At 37.4% G+C, this 21,149-nt stretch carries 14 protein-coding genes; 6 read left to right on the top strand and 8 right to left on the bottom strand.

The features are described 5' to 3' along the window. Positions 1 to 145 precede the first annotated feature (145 nt). From EV201_RS14565 to EV201_RS14555, 3 genes are all read left to right on the top strand, one after another. Positions 146 to 3,415, top strand: coding sequence for a UvrD-helicase domain-containing protein (locus EV201_RS14565; protein ID WP_130308377.1), 3,270 nt, complete (start codon positions 146 to 148; stop codon positions 3,413 to 3,415). Between the two features lie 21 nt (positions 3,416 to 3,436). Beyond that, positions 3,437 to 4,228, top strand: coding sequence for a toxin-antitoxin system YwqK family antitoxin (locus tag EV201_RS14560; protein WP_130308376.1), 792 nt, complete (start codon positions 3,437 to 3,439; stop codon positions 4,226 to 4,228). A gap of 144 nt (positions 4,229 to 4,372) precedes the next feature. Next, complete coding sequence (locus EV201_RS14555; RefSeq protein WP_130308375.1) at positions 4,373 to 5,419, top strand: nucleoid-associated protein; 1,047 nt, start codon at positions 4,373 to 4,375, stop codon at positions 5,417 to 5,419. Positions 5,420 to 5,548: 129 nt separating this feature from the next. On the opposite strand, the gene EV201_RS14550 is transcribed toward EV201_RS14555, so the two are convergent. The 4 genes from EV201_RS14550 to EV201_RS14535 form a co-directional block, all read right to left on the bottom strand. Continuing rightward, entirely contained in the window at positions 5,549 to 6,631 is a 1,083-nt protein-coding gene (locus tag EV201_RS14550; protein WP_207224505.1) for a 3-oxoacyl-ACP synthase III family protein, read from the bottom strand. Positions 6,632 to 6,881: 250 nt separating this feature from the next. Next, positions 6,882 to 7,475, bottom strand: coding sequence for an SHOCT domain-containing protein (locus EV201_RS14545; protein ID WP_207224504.1), 594 nt, complete (start codon positions 7,473 to 7,475; stop codon positions 6,882 to 6,884). 202 nt (positions 7,476 to 7,677) lie between these two features. After that, a complete protein-coding gene (locus tag EV201_RS14540) occupies positions 7,678 to 10,047 on the bottom strand; it encodes an ABC transporter permease (protein WP_130308374.1) in 2,370 nt (789 codons plus the stop codon). A 48-nt stretch (positions 10,048 to 10,095) separates the two neighbouring features. Continuing rightward, positions 10,096 to 10,806, bottom strand: a complete 711-nt coding sequence (locus EV201_RS14535; protein ID WP_130308373.1) for an ABC transporter ATP-binding protein — start codon at positions 10,804 to 10,806, stop codon at positions 10,096 to 10,098. A gap of 177 nt (positions 10,807 to 10,983) precedes the next feature. Between EV201_RS14535 and EV201_RS14530 the strand changes: the two genes are divergently transcribed. Continuing rightward, positions 10,984 to 12,354, top strand: a complete 1,371-nt coding sequence (locus EV201_RS14530) for a sigma-54-dependent transcriptional regulator (RefSeq protein WP_207224503.1) — start codon at positions 10,984 to 10,986, stop codon at positions 12,352 to 12,354. Next, the gene (locus tag EV201_RS14525) at positions 12,344 to 13,693 is read left to right on the top strand and encodes a sensor histidine kinase (RefSeq protein WP_130308371.1); all 1,350 of its coding nucleotides are present in this window, start codon (positions 12,344 to 12,346) and stop codon (positions 13,691 to 13,693) included. Before EV201_RS14530 ends, EV201_RS14525 begins: the two co-directional genes overlap by 11 nt. Before the next feature lie 225 nt (positions 13,694 to 13,918). Here the strand turns inward: EV201_RS14525 and EV201_RS14520 are convergent, their stop codons facing one another. Then, a complete protein-coding gene (locus tag EV201_RS14520) occupies positions 13,919 to 15,046 on the bottom strand; it encodes a M14 family metallopeptidase (RefSeq protein ID WP_130308370.1) in 1,128 nt (375 codons plus the stop codon). A 184-nt stretch (positions 15,047 to 15,230) separates the two neighbouring features. On the opposite strand from EV201_RS14520, the gene mltG reads away from it, so the two are divergent. After that, positions 15,231 to 16,301, top strand: a complete 1,071-nt coding sequence (gene mltG, locus EV201_RS14515; RefSeq protein ID WP_130308369.1) for an endolytic transglycosylase MltG — start codon at positions 15,231 to 15,233, stop codon at positions 16,299 to 16,301. Positions 16,302 to 16,409: 108 nt separating this feature from the next. Here mltG and murB read toward each other — a convergent pair whose 3' ends face one another. The 3 genes from murB to EV201_RS14500 all read right to left on the bottom strand — a co-directional run bounded on the left by murB (position 16,410) and on the right by EV201_RS14500 (position 21,033). Next, complete coding sequence (gene murB, locus EV201_RS14510; protein WP_130308368.1) at positions 16,410 to 17,423, bottom strand: UDP-N-acetylmuramate dehydrogenase; 1,014 nt, start codon at positions 17,421 to 17,423, stop codon at positions 16,410 to 16,412. 35 nt (positions 17,424 to 17,458) lie between these two features. Then, positions 17,459 to 18,487: a threonine aldolase family protein gene (locus EV201_RS14505; RefSeq protein WP_130308367.1), complete on the bottom strand. Its 1,029-nt coding sequence runs from the start codon at positions 18,485 to 18,487 to the stop codon at positions 17,459 to 17,461. Positions 18,488 to 18,675: 188 nt separating this feature from the next. Further along, positions 18,676 to 21,033 (bottom strand): TonB-dependent receptor, encoded by a 2,358-nt coding sequence (locus EV201_RS14500; RefSeq protein ID WP_130308366.1) that lies wholly within the window; start codon positions 21,031 to 21,033, stop codon positions 18,676 to 18,678. Positions 21,034 to 21,149: the final 116 nt, after the last annotated feature.

Below are 21,149 nucleotides of genomic sequence, written 5' to 3'. Positions count from 1 at the left end.
TTTCGACTCAAGAGGCTTTTTATTTTCGAAGCTTATCGATTGCCTTTCTTGTCGGAATAAGGCCGTAAACTAAAATAAAAAACATCTTTGTTCTTACTGTTAAGCTAGCTTAAAAATTGTATTTTCGGGATAAATTAGAACGACTATGTCATCATTAAATATATACCGAGCCTCGGCCGGATCGGGGAAAACCTATACATTAACCAGAGAATATTTGAAGCTGGTTTTTGAGGAAGCCATAAATTATCGAAGCATCTTGGCAGTAACCTTTACCAATAAGGCGACTGATGAAATGAAATCCCGAATTTTAAAGGAGATTTATATTCTTTCGAAAGGCGAGAAGTCCCCCTATGCCAAAGAATTGATGACAATCAATCAGCTTGATAAAGCTGCCTTGCAGATTAAAGCAAAAGAAATTTTAAACCGTTTATTACACGATTATAGTCGATTTTCAGTCACGACTATCGATAGTTTTTTCCAAAAAGTTGTCCGCTCGTTTACCCGGGAAATTGGTTTGCAGATGGGTTTTAATATTGAGCTCGATCAACGTAAGGTTTTAAACGAAGTGGTTGATCTTTTGTTTCTCGATGTGGATGAAGATGCTCAATTGCGATCCTGGTTGTCTGATTTTGCCGAATCGAAGATAAGGGAGGGAAAGACCTGGAATTTTAAGAATGATATTCTCGAAGTCGGTACCGAGGTGTTCAAAGAGGATTACATGAATTTCGATCAGGTTTTGATTGAAAAATTATCGGATAAGAATTTCTTAAATGCCTATCGAAAAGGATTAAAACAAATAAAGGACGAATTTGAAAATACACTAAAAGAGATAGGGAGCAGGGCTGTTTATTTGATCGAAAATCAGGGATTGAGTCTAACTGATTTTTCTTATGGGAAATCGGGTTTTGCAAACTATTTTTATAAACTGCAAGCGGGTGAAATGGTTGAACCCGGAGCCCGTGTTTTGGCAGCTATTGATAATCCGGATAAATGGACGACTGCTAAAGCGAGTGCTGATATAAAAGCGGCCGTGTCTTCGGCTTATTCATCAGGCTTGGGTGATTTGTTGAAAAATGCGGTTGAATATTTTGACAACGAGTGTCAGCTCTATTTCTCAACCGATAAAACACTTAAGTATATCTATACCCTGGGTATCCTGACGGATATCTCTAAAAAGATAAAGTCCTTTACCGAGGATGAGAATCTTTTTTTATTGTCAGATGCTTCCCGTTTGCTTCGAAGTATTATTGGAACCAACGACACGCCTTTTGTGTATGAGAAGATCGGGAATGTGTACAAGCATTTCATGATTGATGAGTTTCAGGATACCTCTTCAATGCAATGGGATAATTTCCGTCCATTGGTTGGGAATTCGTTGGCTGAGGACAATCGCTCTTTGGTTGTAGGCGATGTTAAGCAATCGATTTATCGTTGGCGAAATGGCGATTGGAAACTCCTGGCCGAACAGTTGGATGTTGACTTTAAAGATCAAGGTGTGAATGGCCTGACTTTGGACAAAAATTGGCGAAGTTCGAAGAATGTTATCAATTTTAATAATGCATTGTATGCTATAGCCTCTCAGGCTTTACAGAACGATTATAATGCAGATATTCCGCCGGCATTGGAAGAAAGGCTAAATGTGGAGCGTGCGCGCATACTAAATGCTTACGCTGACGTTTATCAGGATTTTCCCGGAGGAGATGATAAATGCCCGGGCTATGTGAGAGCCAATATGATTGAGGTTGAGAAGGGTGAGAAGTGGACCGAAAAGGTATTGGAACAATTGCCCGCTCAAATTGAAGAGATACAAGCTAAAGGTTACAGGGCGGGTGATATGGCCATTCTGGTTCGTAACGGGCGTGAGGGTGCGCGGATTGCAAACACACTCATGACTTATCGAAACTCGGGTTTGGCCAAAGAAGGGGTCAACTACAATGTCATTTCAAATGACTCGCTCTACCTTAAAAATAATTCGGTGATTAGCTTTTTGACCCATTTATTGAGGTATTTCATTTATCCGGAAGATCAGATCAATCTGGCCTATTTGCTTCAGGAGTATCGCCTGTATTTAAAAAATGAGACACCTGATAATTTGGATGATATTTTTGCGCAAAGCGAAGATCCTGAAGATGTATTTAAAGGTTTGTTTCCCCATGAGTTTGTCGAAAATATTTCATTCCTGAAACGTCAGGCGCTTTTCGATTTAGTAGAGCAATTGATTGCTATTTTTGGTTTGAATAAGCGGGCTTCAGATTTTCCTTATCTGGAGGCTTTTCAGGATTTGGTTCTGAGTTTTACGCGTAGCGATTCTCCCGACCTGAATTCCTTTATTGATTATTGGGAAGAGAGAAAGGAAAAGGAAGTGATATCGGTATCCGATCATCAGGATGCCATTCGGATACTGACCATCCACAAATCGAAAGGTTTGGAATTTAAGGCGGTTTTATTGCCATTTTGCGATTGGGATTTGGATGATGTGAAGCACACAAAAATTCTTTGGTGTCAACCCGAACTGGAAGGTTTTAATCGAGTTGATGTCTTGCCCATTCGTTATGGTTCTGATTTAAAGCAGACCATATATTATAAAGAATATTTTGCCGAAAAACTTCAGGCTTATATCGATAATTTAAACCTCTTGTATGTCGCAACCACCCGGGCTGAGGAGGTTCTGGTTTGTTATTCGCCCTTACCTATGGGAGACAAGTTTTCGAAGGTGAGTCATTTGTTGTATCACATCTTCGAGAATGCCAACACGTATTCTGACGAATTTGGATCGAATAAAATCATCCATATCAATTCGTATTGGGACGATGAGAATAAATGCTTTGAATTAGGAGTCTTGTCGACCAAAGAGCGGGTTGAGGAGAGCTACGAAGAGGTGCCCCGATTACTTGAATATCCGGCGTCTATGCTGGATGACCGGTTGAAATTGCGATCGCATGCTGCAGATTACTTCGACTTTTCAGAGGCGGCGTCTATTGATAGTTTTGCCCCCATAAATAGAGGGAATATTTTGCATGTCTTGTTTCAGAATATTCGTTATGCTGAAGATCTTGATGAGGCATTGGCTCAACTGAAATTCGAAGGAAAGTTGGATGAATTGCAGGCAAGCGAGGTCAGGCTGATGGTTCAGGATCTGTTCAGTAAGCCTCAAATTGCATCCTGGTTTTCGAAAGACTGGCGTGTGATAAATGAGCGGGATGTTCTATTGGGAGAAGGCAATACCTTACGCCCCGATAGGGTGATTGTGAAAGGGGATGAAGCCATTGTGATTGATTATAAGTTTGGGAAGAATAAAGAAAAAGCGCATATTCGTCAGGTTGGCGCTTATAAAAAGCTGCTTCAGCAAATGAATTATAAAAAGGTAAGTGCCTTTATCCTGTATGGAAAATTGGATGAAGTTGTAGAAGTTTAAACAAAATATAAAGCCCCTAAAATGAAATTAACATTACTCGTATTATCCATTTTTATTTTATCCTCTTGTGATTTTATCCTTGAGAAATTTTCTAAAAAAGATGACGCTGTTGAGCAATCTTTTTCGGTCGATTCCAGTTCGACGGATTCAAAAAACATCAATGGAGAAGTCAGATACAAATACCCCAATGGAAAACTGAAATCTATTGTCAATTATAAGGATAATAAGAAGGTGGGGGTTAGCATGACCTTTTATGAAACAGGCGAAAAACAATATGAAATTCCTTATGTGGATGGGAAAAAAGATGGGGAAGTTAAGTGGTTTTATAAAAGTGGACGTCTGTACCGCTTAACCACCTATCGGAATGGGGTAAAACAGGGACCTCAAAAAAAATATTGGGAAGATGGCAAGTTAAAATCTGAAATGGATTTTGAAAACAACATGATGTGTACAGGCTTGAAAGAATTCTCAAATACCGGTAAGCAAAAAACAGAGCCTCAAATACAAGTTAAGCATGTTAATCTCCTTAGAGAATCAAGCATGTATATGCTGGAGTTGAGTCTGGATAAAAAGTTCAGAGATGTGCAGTTTTATATTGGCAGCCTGATCAATGGTAAATCTCTTCCTGTAAAGGTGAATTCACACATGAGTGAATTGGAAACGAAAAAAGGAAAAGCCGTTTTTAAATTTAGTATTCCCAAGGGAGGGAAAATAAATCGTGAGATTCCTATCGTTGCTGTTGTCAAGACCTCATATCAAAATTATTACATTCTAAAAACCAAAGCGAATGTAAGTGTGAGAAATCCCAACTAGAATTTCTATTCGTTTTTTCAGATATCAAGGCATAATGCGTATTTATCAGCCATAAAAGTCAGTATCTTTACGCTCTCTTTCGAATCATTTTTTTGATGATTCGATTGAAACAGAAATCAAATTAGAATAAATAAAAGAATAAGCATGTTTAATTTCGATGATATAAATCTGGACCGAATAGTGGTTCATAATGTAGGTAACAAGCATCATGAAGAAACTTTGAAACTTTCGAAGCAAGGGATACAGTTGGAAGATGATGATGTCAGAGATATTCTGTTGAAATATTTTTTGTCGGCTTTTAATAAGGAAGAGTTCTATAACTTTCAGCACGAAGCCGGATTGAGCATGAATGAGGTGTATTGCTTTGCTACCGAATTCTTTGAAGATAACGACAGTTTTTACGATCAATCGGTGAATATTGCCATGCACCTTTACGATAAATCGAATCATCCCAATATAAAGGGCGGTGAGTTTTATTTGGTTGCTTTCTCGGGTTGTATTGTCGATGGGGAGGTTTGCGATGCTTTAGGTATATTTAAATCAGAAAATAAGGATACTTTCCTAAAGGTTTATCAGAATCAGGAAAATTTCGAATTGGGCTGCGAGAGTGGTATCAATATCAAAAAACTGGATAAGGGATGTTTGATTTTCAATACCGAAAAAGAGAACGGCTACAAGGTTTGTATTGTTGATAAAACCAATAAAAATAACGAAGCCCTATATTGGAAAGAGGATTTCTTAAACTTGAAACTTCGTGAAGATGATTTCTATCACACTCAGAATTATCTTGAAATGTGTAAGGGATTTATAGGAGAAGTTTACAACGATGAAAATGAGGTTGCCAAGGCTGATCAGATTGATTTAATGAATAAATCGATAAACTTCTTTAAGGATAAAAAAGAGTTTAATGAGGATTTGTTTAAGCGTGAAGTGATTGAACAACCTGAGGTTATGAATGCCTTTGACGAATACAAGAACTATTACCAAAGCGAGCACGATAACGATATTAATGCTGAATTTAATATCAATAAGGATGCCGTAAAAGGCGAGCAGCGTTTCTTCAAACAAGTCTTGAAATTGGATAAAAACTTTCATGTTTACATTCACGGCCAGCGCAAGTTTCTTGAGAAAGGGTACGATGCTGCTCGCGATATGAGTTTCTACAAGCTGTTCTTTAGAGAAGAGAATTAGAATTTAAAACTATCTTATATCAAGCCAACAAAATTACTTTTGTTGGCTTTTTTATATTCTAGAATACTCCTCTTGGTAAAGGAGGGGAAACAAAAAGAATTGTCAATTTCAAGCTGACCGTGTCGACCTTTACATTTTATAAACCATGGCATTGATATTCATTCCTGCACCTACTGATGCAAAAACAATGCTGTCGCCGGCTTTAATTGTGTGAGGTTTTAGCTCATCTTTTAGGATCAGATCCAGCAGGGTTGGCACCGTTGCAACCGAAGAGTTCCCTAACCACGAAATGGTCATGGGCATGATATCTTTGGGTAATTCATGTATATCATAAAGGGCGTATAAGCGTTTTAATATGGCATCATCCATTTTCCCATTGGCTTGATGAATCAAGACCTTTTTGATCTCACTTAGCGGCGTTTTGCTTTTTTCAAGACAGGTTTGTATGGCTTGAGGAACAGTTGTTAGAGCGTATTGGTATAATTTACGACCATTCATCTTCAAAAATAAGGCATCTTTATGCTCGCTATCGGGATTGAATGAGGTATCCATATATAACATTTCTGAAAACTGATAGGTATCCGATCGGGTGCTGTGTGCCAGTATGCCGATTGGGGTATCACTTTCCTTTCCTTCCAAAATAACAGCGCCTGCACCATCGGCATAAAGCATGCTGTCTCTATCATGGGGATCAGAAATTCGGGACAAGACATCAGCCCCTATGACCAGTATTTGTTTTGCATCGCCTGATTTGATGTAATAATCTGCCTGAATGGTTGCCTGTAACCAGCCCGGACATCCAAAAGGTAAATCGTAAGCAATGCAGTTGGGGTTTTTAATCTTTAGTTTATGCTTGACACGTGCGGCCAAACTGGGAACAAGATCAGACTTTCTGTTATCGTGTTTCACGTCACCAAAATTGTGAGCAACGATAATATAATCCAATTCTTCTTTATCAATTTTTGAACTTTGAATGGCATCTTCAGCAGCAAAAAAAGCAATGTCAGATGCAACCAGGTCTTTCGCAACATGTCGTCTCTCTGCGATTGTTGTGATTTCTTCAAATTTCCGGGTTATTTCCTGATTTGATTTCTCACTCTTCTTGTCATAGGTGTCATAAAAGTCATTGCTAAGGAAATCTTCATTTTTTACAATTGTCGATGGAATGTACTTTCCTGTTGCTTTGATAATACTATAGATTTTAATGCTCATATTACTGGGTTTTCAAATTGTTTAGTGGTGTAAACGATTTTACTAAGGATGGGGTGAGTGGGGAATACCCCAGACTTTTCAAGTCGAGCTTAATACCATAATATTAGCAATTTCTTTTCAATTATCAGAGTGTATAAAAGAGATTTATGTGAATCAGATGGAATTAATGATTTTTGAGGAGGGAATCCGCATTTATCTTGAACATTATCCCAGTTGAGGTCGCAACCGGGATAATGGTTTAAAAAATATTTTATTCGGCTAGAATTTTCTTTTTCTCTGCATTAAATTCTTCCAGAGTTAATATCCCTTCATCCAATAGTCTTTTTAGCTCAGTCAGTCTTTCTGCTTTTGTTTTGAGAATAGGACCATTGTATTTATCCGGACAGCCTGTGTAGTTGAGACTGTAGTGGAAGTTTTTGTAATTTATTTTCGATACGCCACTTTCATAAACGTTGGGTTTCCAGAATGAGCCGGATGCACCATCTACAATTAAACCCCAAGGCACAGGTATACCACCAATGGTTCCTGTCCAGGTTACGAGTGTTCCGACCAGTGTCCATCCTCGAAAACTTTTTTCAGTAAAATCGAAAACTTGTTCATCACAACCAGGTTCTTTTACCGTAATGGAGAACGAATCGGCATCTTTTCTGGGTGCTAAAAAGTCAGCTTCCCCTATTCCTTTTGCATTGCCATCGTATGAAATAACGGCTTTGGGATGATTTTCAACCGTTACATGCGCGTAATATTTGCTTCCCCCAATGATAACCCCGCAACTTGATAAGAGCATACTCGAGATAACTAATATACCGAGTTTTGTTTTTAATTTGAATAAAGTATGAATCATTATGCTTACTTTAAATGGTGTGTGATTAAAATGAGGTCAAACATAAGAAAAATTAATCAATGATCTTATGTTGTGTAATATTTAAGCTGAAGGAGGAAAGAGGAAAGCATAAAAAGCGAAAAGGCCACATCCAGGAAGTAAAAAACCTTAGATAAATTTCTAAGGTTTTTTATTTAAAGATAAATTTAAAGTATCGGTATAATTACTCACTCCGCAACGAATCTACAGGATTCTGATTGGCAGCCTTCCAGGTTTGTACACCAACAACGAGTAAAGCAAACAGTGCGGTTAGTAGGCCTGAAAATAGAAAAGGAAAGACACCGATTTGTGTTTTGTAAGCAAATTGTTCCAGCCATCGATTCATTATATACCACGATATTGGGATGGAGATGATAAAGGCAAGACCTAGCCATTTTGCAAAAGTAGAAAAGAATAATGTCGTTATTCGTAATGCACTTGCACCGCTGACTTTTCTAATACCAATCTCTTTTGTACGTTTTTGCACAATAAATAGTGTAAGCGCATATAGGCCAAGTAATGCTAATAAAATGGAGAGTACAGACGAGTAGCTTGTGAGTGTTTGTGACCTTTCTTCCTGCTGATAGCGATCACGACAGATGTCATCGATAAATAGGTGATAATTCGTTCTTGAGGGATCGATCTTTTTAAAGATCTCTTTTACTTTTGATAATAAAATACTTATATCATTGGTTTTTACCTTAAGCAATACAAAGTTGATATTCCCAATGTGTTTGAAGCAGGTAAACATTAAAGGGGAAATTTTTTCGTGTAAAGAGGCGTAATGAAAATCTTTAACAATGCCTTGAATTTCATATTTTGCTTCATGAAACCAAACTAATTTGCCCAAAGGATCATCAACACCCAGGTATTTTATAGCTGCTTCATTTAAGATGATTCCTCTGCAATGTTCAACTTGACTGTCTTTAAATTCTGTTCCTTCTATAAATTGTATACCTAGTGTTTTAAAGTAATCGGGTCTGACACGATATTCATCAAATTTTTTTGTGTTTTTAGCATCACTACCATAAAGGCGAAATATTTGGCCACTTGCTCCACCTCCGGGAAGATGGAGGCATGCACTAACTGAGCTTATCTCAGGCATTTTTAAAAGTTCTTGTTTAATGGTGGAGTAGCCTTGTTTTTGAGAGCCACTAAGGTTATTTATTGCAATAACATGTTCTGGTTCGAAGCCTAAATCCATTTCTTTCATATAGTTGATTTGTTGCTGTGTGATAATGACAACAGAAATCAAAACAATAGACGTTGAAAATTGAAAAATAAGCAGGATTCGAGACAGCAAATTTTTGCCACTACCAGTTTGCAGATTGCCTTTAATAATGGCAGATGGGTTGTAACGAGTAATGGTAAGTGCAGGATACAAGCCAGAAAGTAGACCCACAAGTAGTGTCATAGATGGTAGTCCGTAATAGAGAATCGGGTTAGATAAATACTCAATACTTAATGTTCTATTCATTAATTTCCCGAAGGAAGGGAGTAATATTTCGGCTATAATAATGCCAAATAATAGCGCTATTGATGACATCAACAGTGTACGCCCTAAAAAGTCTTTAATCAAATCTCTTCGTTCAGCACCAATAGCTTTCTTTATGCCTATTTGGTTTAGTTTATCATCGTAACGGGCTGTGGTTATGTTGACAAAATTAACAATGGCAATGGCTAATATTAAAAAGGCAAGTAGAATATGGATATAAATTGCCTTTATATCACCAGAAGGTTTAAGACTGGGATCATAATCAGATCTCAAATGAATATCAGTTAATTTTTGTAAGTAAGATCCTGTCTTTTCTCCATATTGTCCAAAGGCATCATCAAGCATTTTAGAATAACTATTCTCAATCTTTTTAATTGTAGTAGCTTCATCAACTCCTTGTTTAAGTAAAATATAGGTGTGATATTCTATACTTTTTTGATTTGCTCTCCAACTAGAACTTGGCAAGGGGAAAAGAATGTCGAAATCGTAATGAGAAGTAAGTGGTAAATCTTTTACAACAGAGTTTACTTTTAATAAATTACCAGATATTTTGAATTCTTTACCATCCGCATTGGTGGTTCCAAAGAGTTTTTTTGCAGTTGTGGCATTCATCACAACACCATTGGGGTTCGAAAATATATTGATTGATTCTCCGGCAATAGGTTCCAGTGTAAATACCTTGTGGAAGTTTGTGTCGACATAGTGACAGCGGATTCCTGTGAAATGTTGATCTCCTATTGTTACATTTTGTGTATATCCTCTATAGAGTTGCGTAATCTCTTCAATTTCGGGTATTGCGTTAGCAAAATTTTCAGGAGTTAAACGTTTACAAATTTCAAGGGGTTGCAATTCATCACCCGTATCGTTAAGTAGTGATATAAGATGATAAATTCGTTCATGCTTTGTATTAAACTTATCGTAGCTTAGTTCGTGCTGAACGTATATGGAAATGAGTGTTACTGCGGCCATGCCAATAGCAAGCCCGAAGATATTGATGATGGAATTGACCTTATCCTTTGCCAGACTACGAAAAGAGAGTTTGAGTTTGTATAGAAACATGATGTTATTTTATTTTGGAAAATAAATGTAATAAGATTGCTAGATATTTTACTCGTTGAGGGCTATAGCTTCTCTATTTTGCGATATTTTATTGTTTTCAGATACAATTTTGCCATCGCATAGATGAATGATTCGTTGCGCATATTCCGAATCTTTAAACGAGTGTGTTACCATCACTATGGTTGTCCCTTCCATATTTAACTCATAGAGTAATTGCATGACTTCTTCTCCATTTTTCGAATCCAAATTTCCGGTGGGCTCATCGGCAAGTATTAGTTTGGGTTGCGTAACCACAGCTCTTGCTATGGCAACTCTTTGTTGCTGTCCTCCTGAAAGTTGTTGAGGATAGTGCTTTGCCCTATGCGAAATATTCATTCGGGTAAGTACCTTATCAACGTCAATTTTTCTTTTCGAGGCTGAGATTCCCATATACACGAGGGGCAGTTCTACGTTTTCAAAAACATTTAATTCATCTATCAGATTAAAGTTTTGAAAAATAAAACCAATATTGCCTTTTCTGTATTGTGTGAGGTTCTTCTCGTTTTCTTTAGAAAGATTGATGCTGTTGAATATGTATTGCCCTTCAGTGGGCTTATCTAACAAACCAATCAAATTTAATAAGGTAGATTTGCCACAGCCTGAAGGCCCCATTATAGTAACAAATTCCCCTCTTTTTATGTGGATGTTTACTTTGCTTAAAGCTGAGGTCTCAAGTTCTTCAGTTCTGAATACTTTGCTTAGATCTTTTACAACTATCATTCTAATATTTTTAAATGTTTTCTCATTCTAAAGCAGATTTTATGCCATAGTGCTAAATGATCTGTTGTATAGTATGTTGTGATTTTATTTTATGTTTTAGTGTTGGATTATCCAACACTACCTGTTGGTATTTACAACAATATGATTACTTTGCCACGGAACTTTAATTGATTATTGATGTCTGGAAAAGGAAAGCTTTTAATAATAGATGATAACGAAGAACTTCTCTTTGCATTTAAGTTGTATCTCAATACACACTTTTCAAAGATTGATACTATAAAGAATCCAAATCAGTTACTTTCAAAGTTAGAGGAGGAGGTGTATGATGTTTACATGCTGGATATGAATTTTAAAGCAGGAATAAATTCCGGGAATGAGGGGTTGTATTGGTTGAAACGTATTATGGAATTCGATTCGAATGCCTGTGTTGTTTTGATTACTGCTTATGGTGATGTTGAATTGGCTGTAAAGGCAATGAAAGAAGGCGCTGTTGATTTTGTTCAAAAATCATGGGATGAAAATAAAATTTTATCAACTCTTTTAGCTGCCTATAAATTACGTCTATCCAAACTTGAAATAAAGGGCTTAAAGGAAAAGCAAAAGCAGATTAATTATCAGATAAATAAAAATACTCAATTTGTAAGAGGGAAGTCCCCTGCTATGAAAGAGGTGTTTAGAACTCTTGATAAGGTGGCAAAAACCGAAGCAAATGTTTTACTTATAGGAGAGAATGGTACGGGAAAAGAGCTGATTGCAAGGGAAGTTCATCTGAGATCGATGCGGAAAGATCAGGTGTTTGTGCATCTTGATTTGGGTGCACTTAGTGAGAGTCTGTTTGAAAGTGAACTGTTTGGCTATAAAAAAGGTGCTTTTACCGATGCAAAAGAAGATCGTATGGGACGATTTGAATTGGCTTCTGGAGGAACTTTATTTTTAGACGAAATAGGTAATGTGCCTATTCATTTGCAAGCAAAGTTGTTAACGGCCATTCAAAATAAACAAATTGTTCCACTTGGCGGGAATTTACCTGTCGATGTTGATGTGCGCCTTGTTGCAGCAACCAATAGTAATTTGTTAGAGATGGTTGCCGAGGGTACTTTTCGTGAAGATTTACTCTATCGGCTGAATACCATTATGCTAGAGTTGCCACCTTTGCGCGAAAGAATAGAAGATATTCCTGGCTTGGCTGATTTCTTTCTACAAAAGTATGCTGGTTTATATCAAAAGAAGATCATGCTTTTTGAGAACTCAGCCATAAAGAAACTCGCTCAATATACCTGGCCAGGAAACATTCGGGAATTTCAACATATCATTGAGAAATCGGTGATTCTTTCCGATACTGAAAAATTGACGGCTTCTGATATTCTAATAGGAGAGGGTGCTATGAGTTCAAAACGTCAAGTAGACAGCTTCAACCTGACAGAGAATGAGAAGCTTTTGATAGAACAGGCAATTAAACATACTGGTGGAAACATGAGTTTGGCTGCAAAGGGACTAGGAATCAACCGATCTACGTTATACGACAAAATTAAAAAATATGATTTATAAAAGATTCTACGTATCGATTGTTATTCAAATTATTTTGTTGTCACTTACACCCGTATTGTTTTTATACGTGCGTTCTATGCCGTATATGCTTGTAACAACTTATAGTCTGATTGCTTTATGGATAATGCAAATTATTTACCTGATTTATTATGTAAATAAAATCAATCGCGATTTATCAAAGTTTTTCAACGCATTTCAATATCAGGATTCAACCCTGGTATTTAATCTACAAAAAGAGAATAAGGCTTTTGAAAATTTACACAAGAGTTTTAATCAGATTATTCATGCATTTGGGAAAGTTAAGATAGAAAAAGAGAAGGATTTTGTTTTTTTTCAGCATACGATACAATTGGTTGGTGTTGGTTTATTGGCCTTCGATAGTAAGGGAAATGTGCGCTTGTGTAATAAGGCTTTCAAGGAACTTTTTAGACTTGATGATTTTCAGAATATTTCGGAGCTATCTTGTCTGGAAAGTGAGTTCCCTAATTTTTTAGTTCAACTGAAGACTGAAAAGCAAAAATTAAGAAACTATTTGATAGAGAATAGGCTTTTAAAATTGGCTATAAAAGCCGTTGATTTTCGATTGGAAAACGATTCTATTAAACTGATTTCTTTTCAGGATATTAAAAGTGAAATTGACAAGGGCGAAATGGAAGCGATGAATAAACTAATTCGTGTTTTTACACATGAAATTATAAACTCGGTAAGTCCAATTTCCTTCCTCTCTAGTAGTCTTATCAATTTGTATGAACGAAATGATGTGCAAAATCCTCAATCTTTGATGAGTAAGGAAGTTATATCGAACAGTTTATTAGGTTTAAAAACAATACGAAAACGCAGTAAGGGACTCATCTCTTTTGTAGATGAATACAAAAATTTAACTCAATTGCCACAAGCGCGTTTCGAATTGTTTTCTGTCGTTAAATTGTTTGAGCATATCGAAATGTTGTTTCGCGAGGAATGTCAATCGGAAGGCATTGAGTTTGACGTGTCGGTGAATGATGAGATACAAGAACTTATCGCAGATGAGAAGTTGATAACACAAGTGCTCATTAATTTGGTTCGAAATTCAATTCATGCTCTTGAGGGGCTGGCATCCAAACAGATCAGCCTATCTGTTAATGAATCAAATCCGGTGAGTTGTATCAAAGTTTTAGATAATGGCACAGGTATACCCAATGAGTTAATAGATAATATATTTACACCATTCTTTACGACAAAGGAAAAAGGTTCGGGTATTGGCTTAAATCTTGCCCGCCAAATCATGAGATTACACGATGGGAGTATTTCAGTCTCTTCAATCCCCAAAAGTCATACTGAATTCACCTTACATTTTTAGAATGTAATACCTTGATTGTTAGATTTTGAGTATAGACTATAGTCTTTGGGGTTGCAATTGAGTTTTTGTTTATTTCCCAGAATTAAGTTAAAGTGGCGGTTGGTTTGGCTTAATTTTATTGAAAAGAGAGATAATAGTGAACAAATTATAAAAAGCGAAAAGGCCACATCCAGGAAGCGTGGATGAGGCCTTTTCTGAGTAATATACAGAGTGTATATGTCTTTATTATCTTAGTTGATCAATAACCTGTAGAATAGGATGTAAAACAGATTCTCCAAATAAAATACTTCGTTCCGGAGACCATCCAAATTCAGGATCAGGTAGATCATTATTATCCTTAAATGGCATTTCGATGGTCAAAGATAAGCATTTATATCGTTCCCCAATGTGTTTTGAACAGATTGCCAGGTTGGCTTGACCCGGATCGTTCTTTGGGTAGCCATGAGTGTCCTGGAAATCAGGACATGAGGCCATCCACGACTGCGTGAATTTTTCTAAAAGATTTTTTAGTCTTTCATCGAAAGAAGGGATTCCCTCAATACTTGAAATGAAGTTGTAAGGGAGTGCTTCGTCACCATGAACATCGATATTCAAATCACAACCGTATTGATCCATCATGTTACGAACATGATAAACTTCAGGACTGTAATCCAGTTTTGGCTCGGCCCACTCGCGATTCAGATTGGCACCCGCAGCATTTGATCTTAAATTACCCAGAATACTACCATCGATATTCATATTGGGAACAATGTAGAATACCGCTTTGTTCAATAGGGTTCTCGATACGGCATCGTCCTCGTCAAGCAGCCTTCCGATGAAGCCCTCCATAAACCACTCAGCCATTGATTCACCCGGATGTTGGCGGGCAATCACCCAGATTTTTTTCTTTTCGGGGGCATCTTCACCTACAATCAGCATGTCGATATCGCGACCTTGAATGGTTTCACCTATTGATACGAGTTCGCACTCAGGAGATAGCTGTGCATTGTGAACCAAATTAAGGTGCTGTTCGTAGCTATACGGAGCAAAGTAGGCGTAAAATACAGAGTTAAATTCCGGCGTGTGTTCAATCACCAGTTCTTTTCCATCGTAGGTGCTAGGTACTCTAAACCAAGTTTCTTTGTCGTACGATGCCGCCGCATAATAGCCCTCGTAACCTTCAGGATAGGAAGCTTCAGATGCGTTGATGATTCGCATTTTACAAGTTTGATTTTGTGCGCCTTGCAAACGAAAATGAAACCATTGGAAGAAATCGGAATGGGTATCCTTATTGATTTCAAGTTGAATATCCGATGCCTTACTGCAATCGATCACTTTGATATTTCCACTATCAAAATTGGAGTTAATTTTCATATGATGTGTTTTTTAGTTGTCGTTTTTTTTATCAGTATCCAAAGATAATTTATTTGAAAACTCTGACCTATTGTTTGCCTTTATTTCTAAAGGGAATCTGTCTTTCAGAAATAGCAGAGGTATTGATAAACTTAATTATTTGTATAAATTTGTGGGTAAGGAGAAGACCTGTAAACAAAGAAATATGATCAATCTATTTAGACTTGAGGGGCTTCAATCGAAAAAGCTGAAATATGCACTTTATGTGATGTTTATCTTATTCGTTGTTGCCGGAACTGTTTTATTAAAATACTACCGTGATATTTTTTCATCCAACATTGATTTGGGAGAGAAAACGGAACTGTTTATTCACATACCATCGGGGTCTGATATGGAAGGCGTGCTTCATATTTTTGAAGAAAGCAAGTGTGTTAAGAATCTGGAATCACTTGAGTGGGTGATGGAAAAGAAGCATTATGGTCAATCTGTAAAGGCTGGAAGATATCGAATTGAAAATCGAATTAGTAATAATGATTTGGTTAATCTTTTACGTGCAGGTCATCAAGCCCCTGTTAATTTAACCTTTAATAATACGCGAACTTTGGAAGAGTTTGCCGGGAAGATCGGGAAACAGATTGAAGCCGATTCGTTGAGTCTTTTGACTTTTCTGAGGGATGAGGCGAATATTAAGCCTTATGGTTTTAAATCGGAAACAGTTATCGGACTTTTTATCCCAAACTCCTATCAGGTTTATTGGAATATGTCTCCTCAGACGTTTACGGAGCGCATGTATAGGGAATATGTGAAGTTTTGGAATGTAGAGCGTATGAAAAAGGCTTCGGAGTTAAACTTGAGTCCTATAGAGATCAGTACACTGGCTTCTATTGTTGATGAGGAAACCACAAAAAATGATGAGAAAGCACGAGTTGCGGGTGTTTATGTGAATCGATTGAAAAGAGGTATAAAACTAGATGCCGATCCGACCCTTAAGTTTGCCTGGGGCGATTTTAGTATGCGTCGAGTGCTAAATAAGCATAAGGCAATTAAATCTCCTTACAATACTTATAAATATGCAGGTCTGCCTCCGGGGCCTATCCGACAGCCTTCGATTTCAGGGATTGATTCGGTATTAAATTGTGAGAAACACAAGTATATTTATTTCTGTGCCAGTCCTGAATTTAATGGCTACCACGTTTTTGCCCGTAGTCTGAGAGAGCACAATAAGAATGCTGAAAAATATCAACGAGCCTTGAATAAGGAGCGGATTTTCAAATAAAGATTGAAAGTCAAAAGGTAAAATAACTGAAAAGTTAAAAGAGACTGAAGGGCAAAAAAAAAGAGTGATTCGTGTGAATCACTCTTTTTTTGTTTCTCATTCATCAATTTAAATTGCGTTGACTTCCATCTCCAATTTGACACCAAATTTTATCAGAACTGATTTCTTGATGTCGTTGGCAAGTCGGAGCACTTCGTGACCTTTAGCATCGCCGAGATTAACCAGAACGAGAGCCTGATCTTTGTGAACACCCGCTTGTCCAACATGTTTGCCTTTCCATCCGCATTGTTCAATCAACCAGCCAGCAGCAAGTTTCGTGTTTGTATGATCTACCTCGTAATTTGGGCAGTCAGGATGTTTGGCTAATAGTTTCTCTGCAAATCGAGTTTCGACTATTGGGTTTTTAAAGAATGAACCCGCATTACCAATCACTTCAGGATCGGGTAGCTTGGATTCTCTAATCTTGATGATGACTTCTCTGATGTTCTTTAGGTTGACTTCGTCGTAGTTCTCAAGCTCCTTTTTGATTGCCCCATATTCCAAATTAAACTCGGGCTTTTTACTTAATCGGAAATAAACCTGAGTAATGATGAAAAGGTTTTTATATTCTTTTTTAAATATAGAATCGCGATAGTCGAACTCACAATGAAAGTTGTGAAATTCAACTTGTTTTTTACTTTCGATTGATATGGCATCCAATTTCTCAACCACCTGGCAAGCTTCTACGCCATAAGCTCCAATATTTTGAACGGGCACAGCACCCACAACACCGGGGATATTCGATAAGTTTTCGATTCCACCGTAATTGTTCTCAACTGCCCAGGCTACAAATTCGTCCCAATTTTCATTGACACCCGCTTTAACCAAAACAGATTCATCATTCTCTTCGATAATTTCGATGCCCTTGATATTAGGGTGCAGAACTAAACCGTCATAATCATCCGTGAAAAGGAGATTGCTCCCTCCACCAAGAATTAGGTAATTGACGTTTTCAAGTGTGTTGTCATTTAAAAAAGACTGAATTTCATCAATCGTATCGAATTGGAAAAAGTAATCGGCTTTGGCATCGATACCAAAGGTATTGTAAGCTTTTAAAGAATAGTTTTTGTGTAGAATAGCCATTTAGCAATTTGTAATTTTCAATTAGTATTGAATGTTTAGCAAAGTTCTTCTTTGAGTAAAGCAACAAAGCCGTTAATATCTTCTTCAGTGGTGTCAAAAGAGCACAACCATCTGACTTCACCAGCGTGTTCGTCCCAAATCCAAAAGAAATACTCGTTTTGAAGTGTCTCGATTTTGTCCTTGGGTATGTAAGCCCAAATGCCGTTGGTCTGAACCTCTTGAGTGATTTTAATAGCAGGGATGTTTCGGACTTCAGCTTCTAAAAGCTTAGCCATTTTATTGGCATGACGAGCGGTTTTTAACCAAAGGTCATCAGTCAACAGAGCTTCGAACTGACAGGCAATGTATTTCATCTTAGAGCAAAGCTGCATGCTCTGTTTGCGAACGTATTTGGCATTTTTTGAAAGCTCCGGATTGAAGAAGATCACGGCTTCGCCAAGCATCATCCCATTTTTTGTGCCGCCGAAACTCAAAACATCCACCCCCGCTTTATTGGTGATTTCTCTCACATCAACATCTAAGCTGGCTACAGCATTAGCCAGACGTGCTCCATCCATGTGCACATACATATCGTGCTCATGTGCCAAATCGCAAATGGCCTTAACCTCCTCAGGGGTATAAACCGTTCCCAACTCGGTACATTGAGTGATTGAAATAACCTTAGGTTGTGAGTGGTGTTCAAAGCCAAAACCGTGAAGTTGTGTTTTAATCAATTCAGGCGTTAGTTTGCCATCCTTTACCTCAATGGGAATAAATTTACAACCGGTCAGCTTATCAGGTGCACCACATTCGTCAACTTGAATGTGAGCCGTTGAAGGGCAGATGACAGAATTCCACGATTGTGTTAGAGTTGACAAGCCAATCACATTCGCTCCTGTGCCATTAAAAACAAAATAAACATCGATATCATGACCAAACAGTTCTTTGAATTTATCTATTGCTGCAGCGGTGTAAGGATCACCTCCATAGGCCATAGAGTGACCGTAATTAACCTTTTGAATGGCATCCATTACCTCAGGCAAAACACCTGAAAAATTGTCGCTGGCAAATCCTCGTTTGTTCATGTCTATTGTGTTTAAATGATTAGCTTTTTAGAAAAGCTAAAAATAGCTTTTATTCTGCAAATGCTATGGATGGATGGGGTGTTTTTAATCAGGAATAAAACCGTTTGAGAAACTGAAGGCTTGATAAAGAAAAAGGTCGCAACAAATTAAGTTTGTTACGACCTTCATATCTAATATTGACAGAAGATTTATAATAGGTTGCCAATTTTAATACCAAAACTCACCGTTCTGGGGTTTCCAGGGCCATAAATATAGTTTGGATCTCGATCTACATTTTTGTCGAAATCATTCTGATAAGCGTTGAAAATATTTTTAACACCAGTCCAAAATTGAACATCTGCCTCATTGATTTTAGTTGTGTATTCTATTTTGGTTCCAAGATCCATAAAGGATGAACTCTCTCTTAATTCCCCTTCAATAGGGTTTGCAATGGTGTTACCATAGTATGGGAGATACATTTTTCCGGTATAGTTACCTGAGGTTGAGATGCACCATTTGTCTGAAAAGTCCCAATCGATAGTCATGAAACCATAATTGTTAGGTGTTCGCATAAATTCTTTCTTCCCAAATGCAATATCCTGTGCTTCTTCATACTTGCTTTTTTGCGATGTAAAACCAGCTGTTAATGAGAAGTTGTTTGATGGAATAATATTTAATTCTGCATTTATACCATATACCACGGCTCCATTTTCAGCATTTGCTCTGGTGTAAACCACGACTTTATTTGCATCAGGTTCTGAAGCGATATTTACAAACGCATTATCCAATCTGGTATGAAACCCCTCAACTAAGAATCCAATTTTAGTTGAACCAATTTTTGTGTTGTAATCCAAAGAGGTCATATAAGACTGGCTGGTTTCTTTTTTCAGATTTGGACTATTTTTGTGGATGATTCGTTGGGTTGTAGATGAAACAATATGTAAATCTTCATCGAAAATTTGTGGTGCTCTGTAACCTTGAGAATAGCTTAAACGGAATTGCAATTCAGGAAGAATATCATACAGGATATTTATCCTTGGACTGAATACGTTACCCGATTTGTTAATGTCTTTGCTTTTACCATTATCGGATTTATCTTTAATTTGATAATGATCGAATCGCCCTCCTAATGAAATGCTCAAGCTGTTTAATTTATGGGTGTACTGACCGAATAGTCCTGCTGTACTACTTGTTTGATCAGCAACTATAATATTATCAGTATGAATATTGTTGGCGTAGTCGAAGTACCCCAATTTTTTATCCTTCAACGAAGAACTTGTGTTCTCAACACCTAAAACAAAGGACGAATTCTCTAATTTACCATTATACTGTACTCCTATATTGTAGGTGAAGTCATCGGTTTGACCATAATCGGCAAGAGATTGCTCAACGCCATAATAGGACGCACGGTCAACTTTCTGACCTGACAGGTAAATCGATAGTTTATCTTCGTCTCTAAAAAACTGATCGTATGAAATGGCTGTAGTTGTAAGCTTGTGCTCCAATTGTTCAGTAATATCTGCTTCGTGGGGTAAGTAGTTGAATTTATTTCCACCACGACGCTCTTCGTTAATATGGAAAAAATCGACAGCCAATTTGCCCCTGAATCCCAATCGATGGAAAAATCGAGAACCGACTGTTGTGTTATCCAATTGTGTCAACTCAGAAAAGCCGTCATTGTTGGCATCAAAGGCTTCTTTGTCTCTGTAGAAGCCATAAACAGAGAGACCTGTTTTGTAATCATCAGAAACAACTGAAGCATTAAAATTGACATTGTAATCCAAAGCAGGATTGCTGGCACCATCTGCGCCTACACCAATTAAACTCGAACTGGCACCTATTTCGAAGGCATCGTTAAGCGGATCCTTAAGGATCATATTGATGGTTCCTGCAATAGCATTACTACCGTATAGGGCCGAACCTCCACCACGAACAATTTCCACTTTTTCAATCATATTGGTAGGAATTAGCTCCAAACCGTAAACACCAGCTAAACCACTAAATATTGGTCTGCTATTGATTAATATTTGAGAGTAAGGTCCTTCCATACCATTCATGCGCACCTGATTGAAACCGCAGTTTTGGCAATTGGTTTCCATACGTAAACCAGGACTGAAGTTTAAGCTTTCGCTTAATACAACCGATTGACTCACAGAGAATAATTTTGGTGATAAGGAGCTTACTATAACAGGCGCTTCAGTTCTTTTACTAGCTCCTTTATCTCCAGTTACAACCACCTCGTCAATACCCAATACATCTTCCACAATATTAAAATTGAGTTCGATGGTTTCATTGGCTTTTATAACCGTGGTTTTTTCCAGACTCTTGTATCCTATACCCGTAGCTACAACAGTTAGCTTCCCTAATGGAAGATCGATTAACCTATAATGACCTGTAGCGTCTGTTGAAACACCAATGGTTGTTCCTTTAATAATAATATTAAGGAAAGGGATATGTTTCCCATTACAAACAACGTGTCCTACAATAACGGCATCGTTGTTTTTTTTCTGACTGAAACTAAATTGTGCCAGCATTAGAAATGCCAAGCTGATAATAATATTTTTCATAAAAGAGTATTCGTTCCCCATGTTTTATTCAAGAGGAATAAGTGATTTTTTTTCGATTTTGGATGTAATTATCCCGCTTAGTACAGTGTGAGGATACTAATAGGGCAGTTTTGCCT

It is taken from the genome of Ancylomarina subtilis, from assembly GCF_004217115.1.
GTDB classification, from domain to species: Bacteria; Bacteroidota; Bacteroidia; order Bacteroidales; family Marinifilaceae; genus Ancylomarina; species Ancylomarina subtilis.
The sequence above is the reverse complement of the archived record's forward strand: the minus strand, read 5'-3'. Positions and strand labels throughout refer to the sequence as shown.

Coding starts and splice junctions, on each gene's coding strand:
- EV201_RS14540 (WP_130308374.1), bottom strand. CDS start 10,047: ATGTTTCTATACAAACTCAAACTCTCTTTTCGTAGTCTGGCAAAGGAT.
- EV201_RS14565 (WP_130308377.1), top strand. CDS start 146: ATGTCATCATTAAATATATACCGAGCCTCGGCCGGATCGGGGAAAACC.
- EV201_RS14535 (WP_130308373.1), bottom strand. CDS start 10,806: ATGATAGTTGTAAAAGATCTAAGCAAAGTATTCAGAACTGAAGAACTT.
- EV201_RS14555 (WP_130308375.1), top strand. CDS start 4,373: ATGTTTAATTTCGATGATATAAATCTGGACCGAATAGTGGTTCATAAT.
- EV201_RS14530 (WP_207224503.1), top strand. CDS start 10,984: ATGTCTGGAAAAGGAAAGCTTTTAATAATAGATGATAACGAAGAACTT.
- EV201_RS14505 (WP_130308367.1), bottom strand. CDS start 18,487: ATGAACAAACGAGGATTTGCCAGCGACAATTTTTCAGGTGTTTTGCCT.
- murB (WP_130308368.1), bottom strand. CDS start 17,423: ATGGCTATTCTACACAAAAACTATTCTTTAAAAGCTTACAATACCTTT.
- EV201_RS14520 (WP_130308370.1), bottom strand. CDS start 15,046: ATGAAAATTAACTCCAATTTTGATAGTGGAAATATCAAAGTGATCGAT.
- EV201_RS14550 (WP_207224505.1), bottom strand. CDS start 6,631: ATGAGCATTAAAATCTATAGTATTATCAAAGCAACAGGAAAGTACATT.
- EV201_RS14525 (WP_130308371.1), top strand. CDS start 12,344: ATGATTTATAAAAGATTCTACGTATCGATTGTTATTCAAATTATTTTG.
- EV201_RS14500 (WP_130308366.1), bottom strand. CDS start 21,033: ATGAAAAATATTATTATCAGCTTGGCATTTCTAATGCTGGCACAATTT.
- EV201_RS14560 (WP_130308376.1), top strand. CDS start 3,437: ATGAAATTAACATTACTCGTATTATCCATTTTTATTTTATCCTCTTGT.
- mltG (WP_130308369.1), top strand. CDS start 15,231: ATGATCAATCTATTTAGACTTGAGGGGCTTCAATCGAAAAAGCTGAAA.
- EV201_RS14545 (WP_207224504.1), bottom strand. CDS start 7,475: ATGATTCATACTTTATTCAAATTAAAAACAAAACTCGGTATATTAGTT.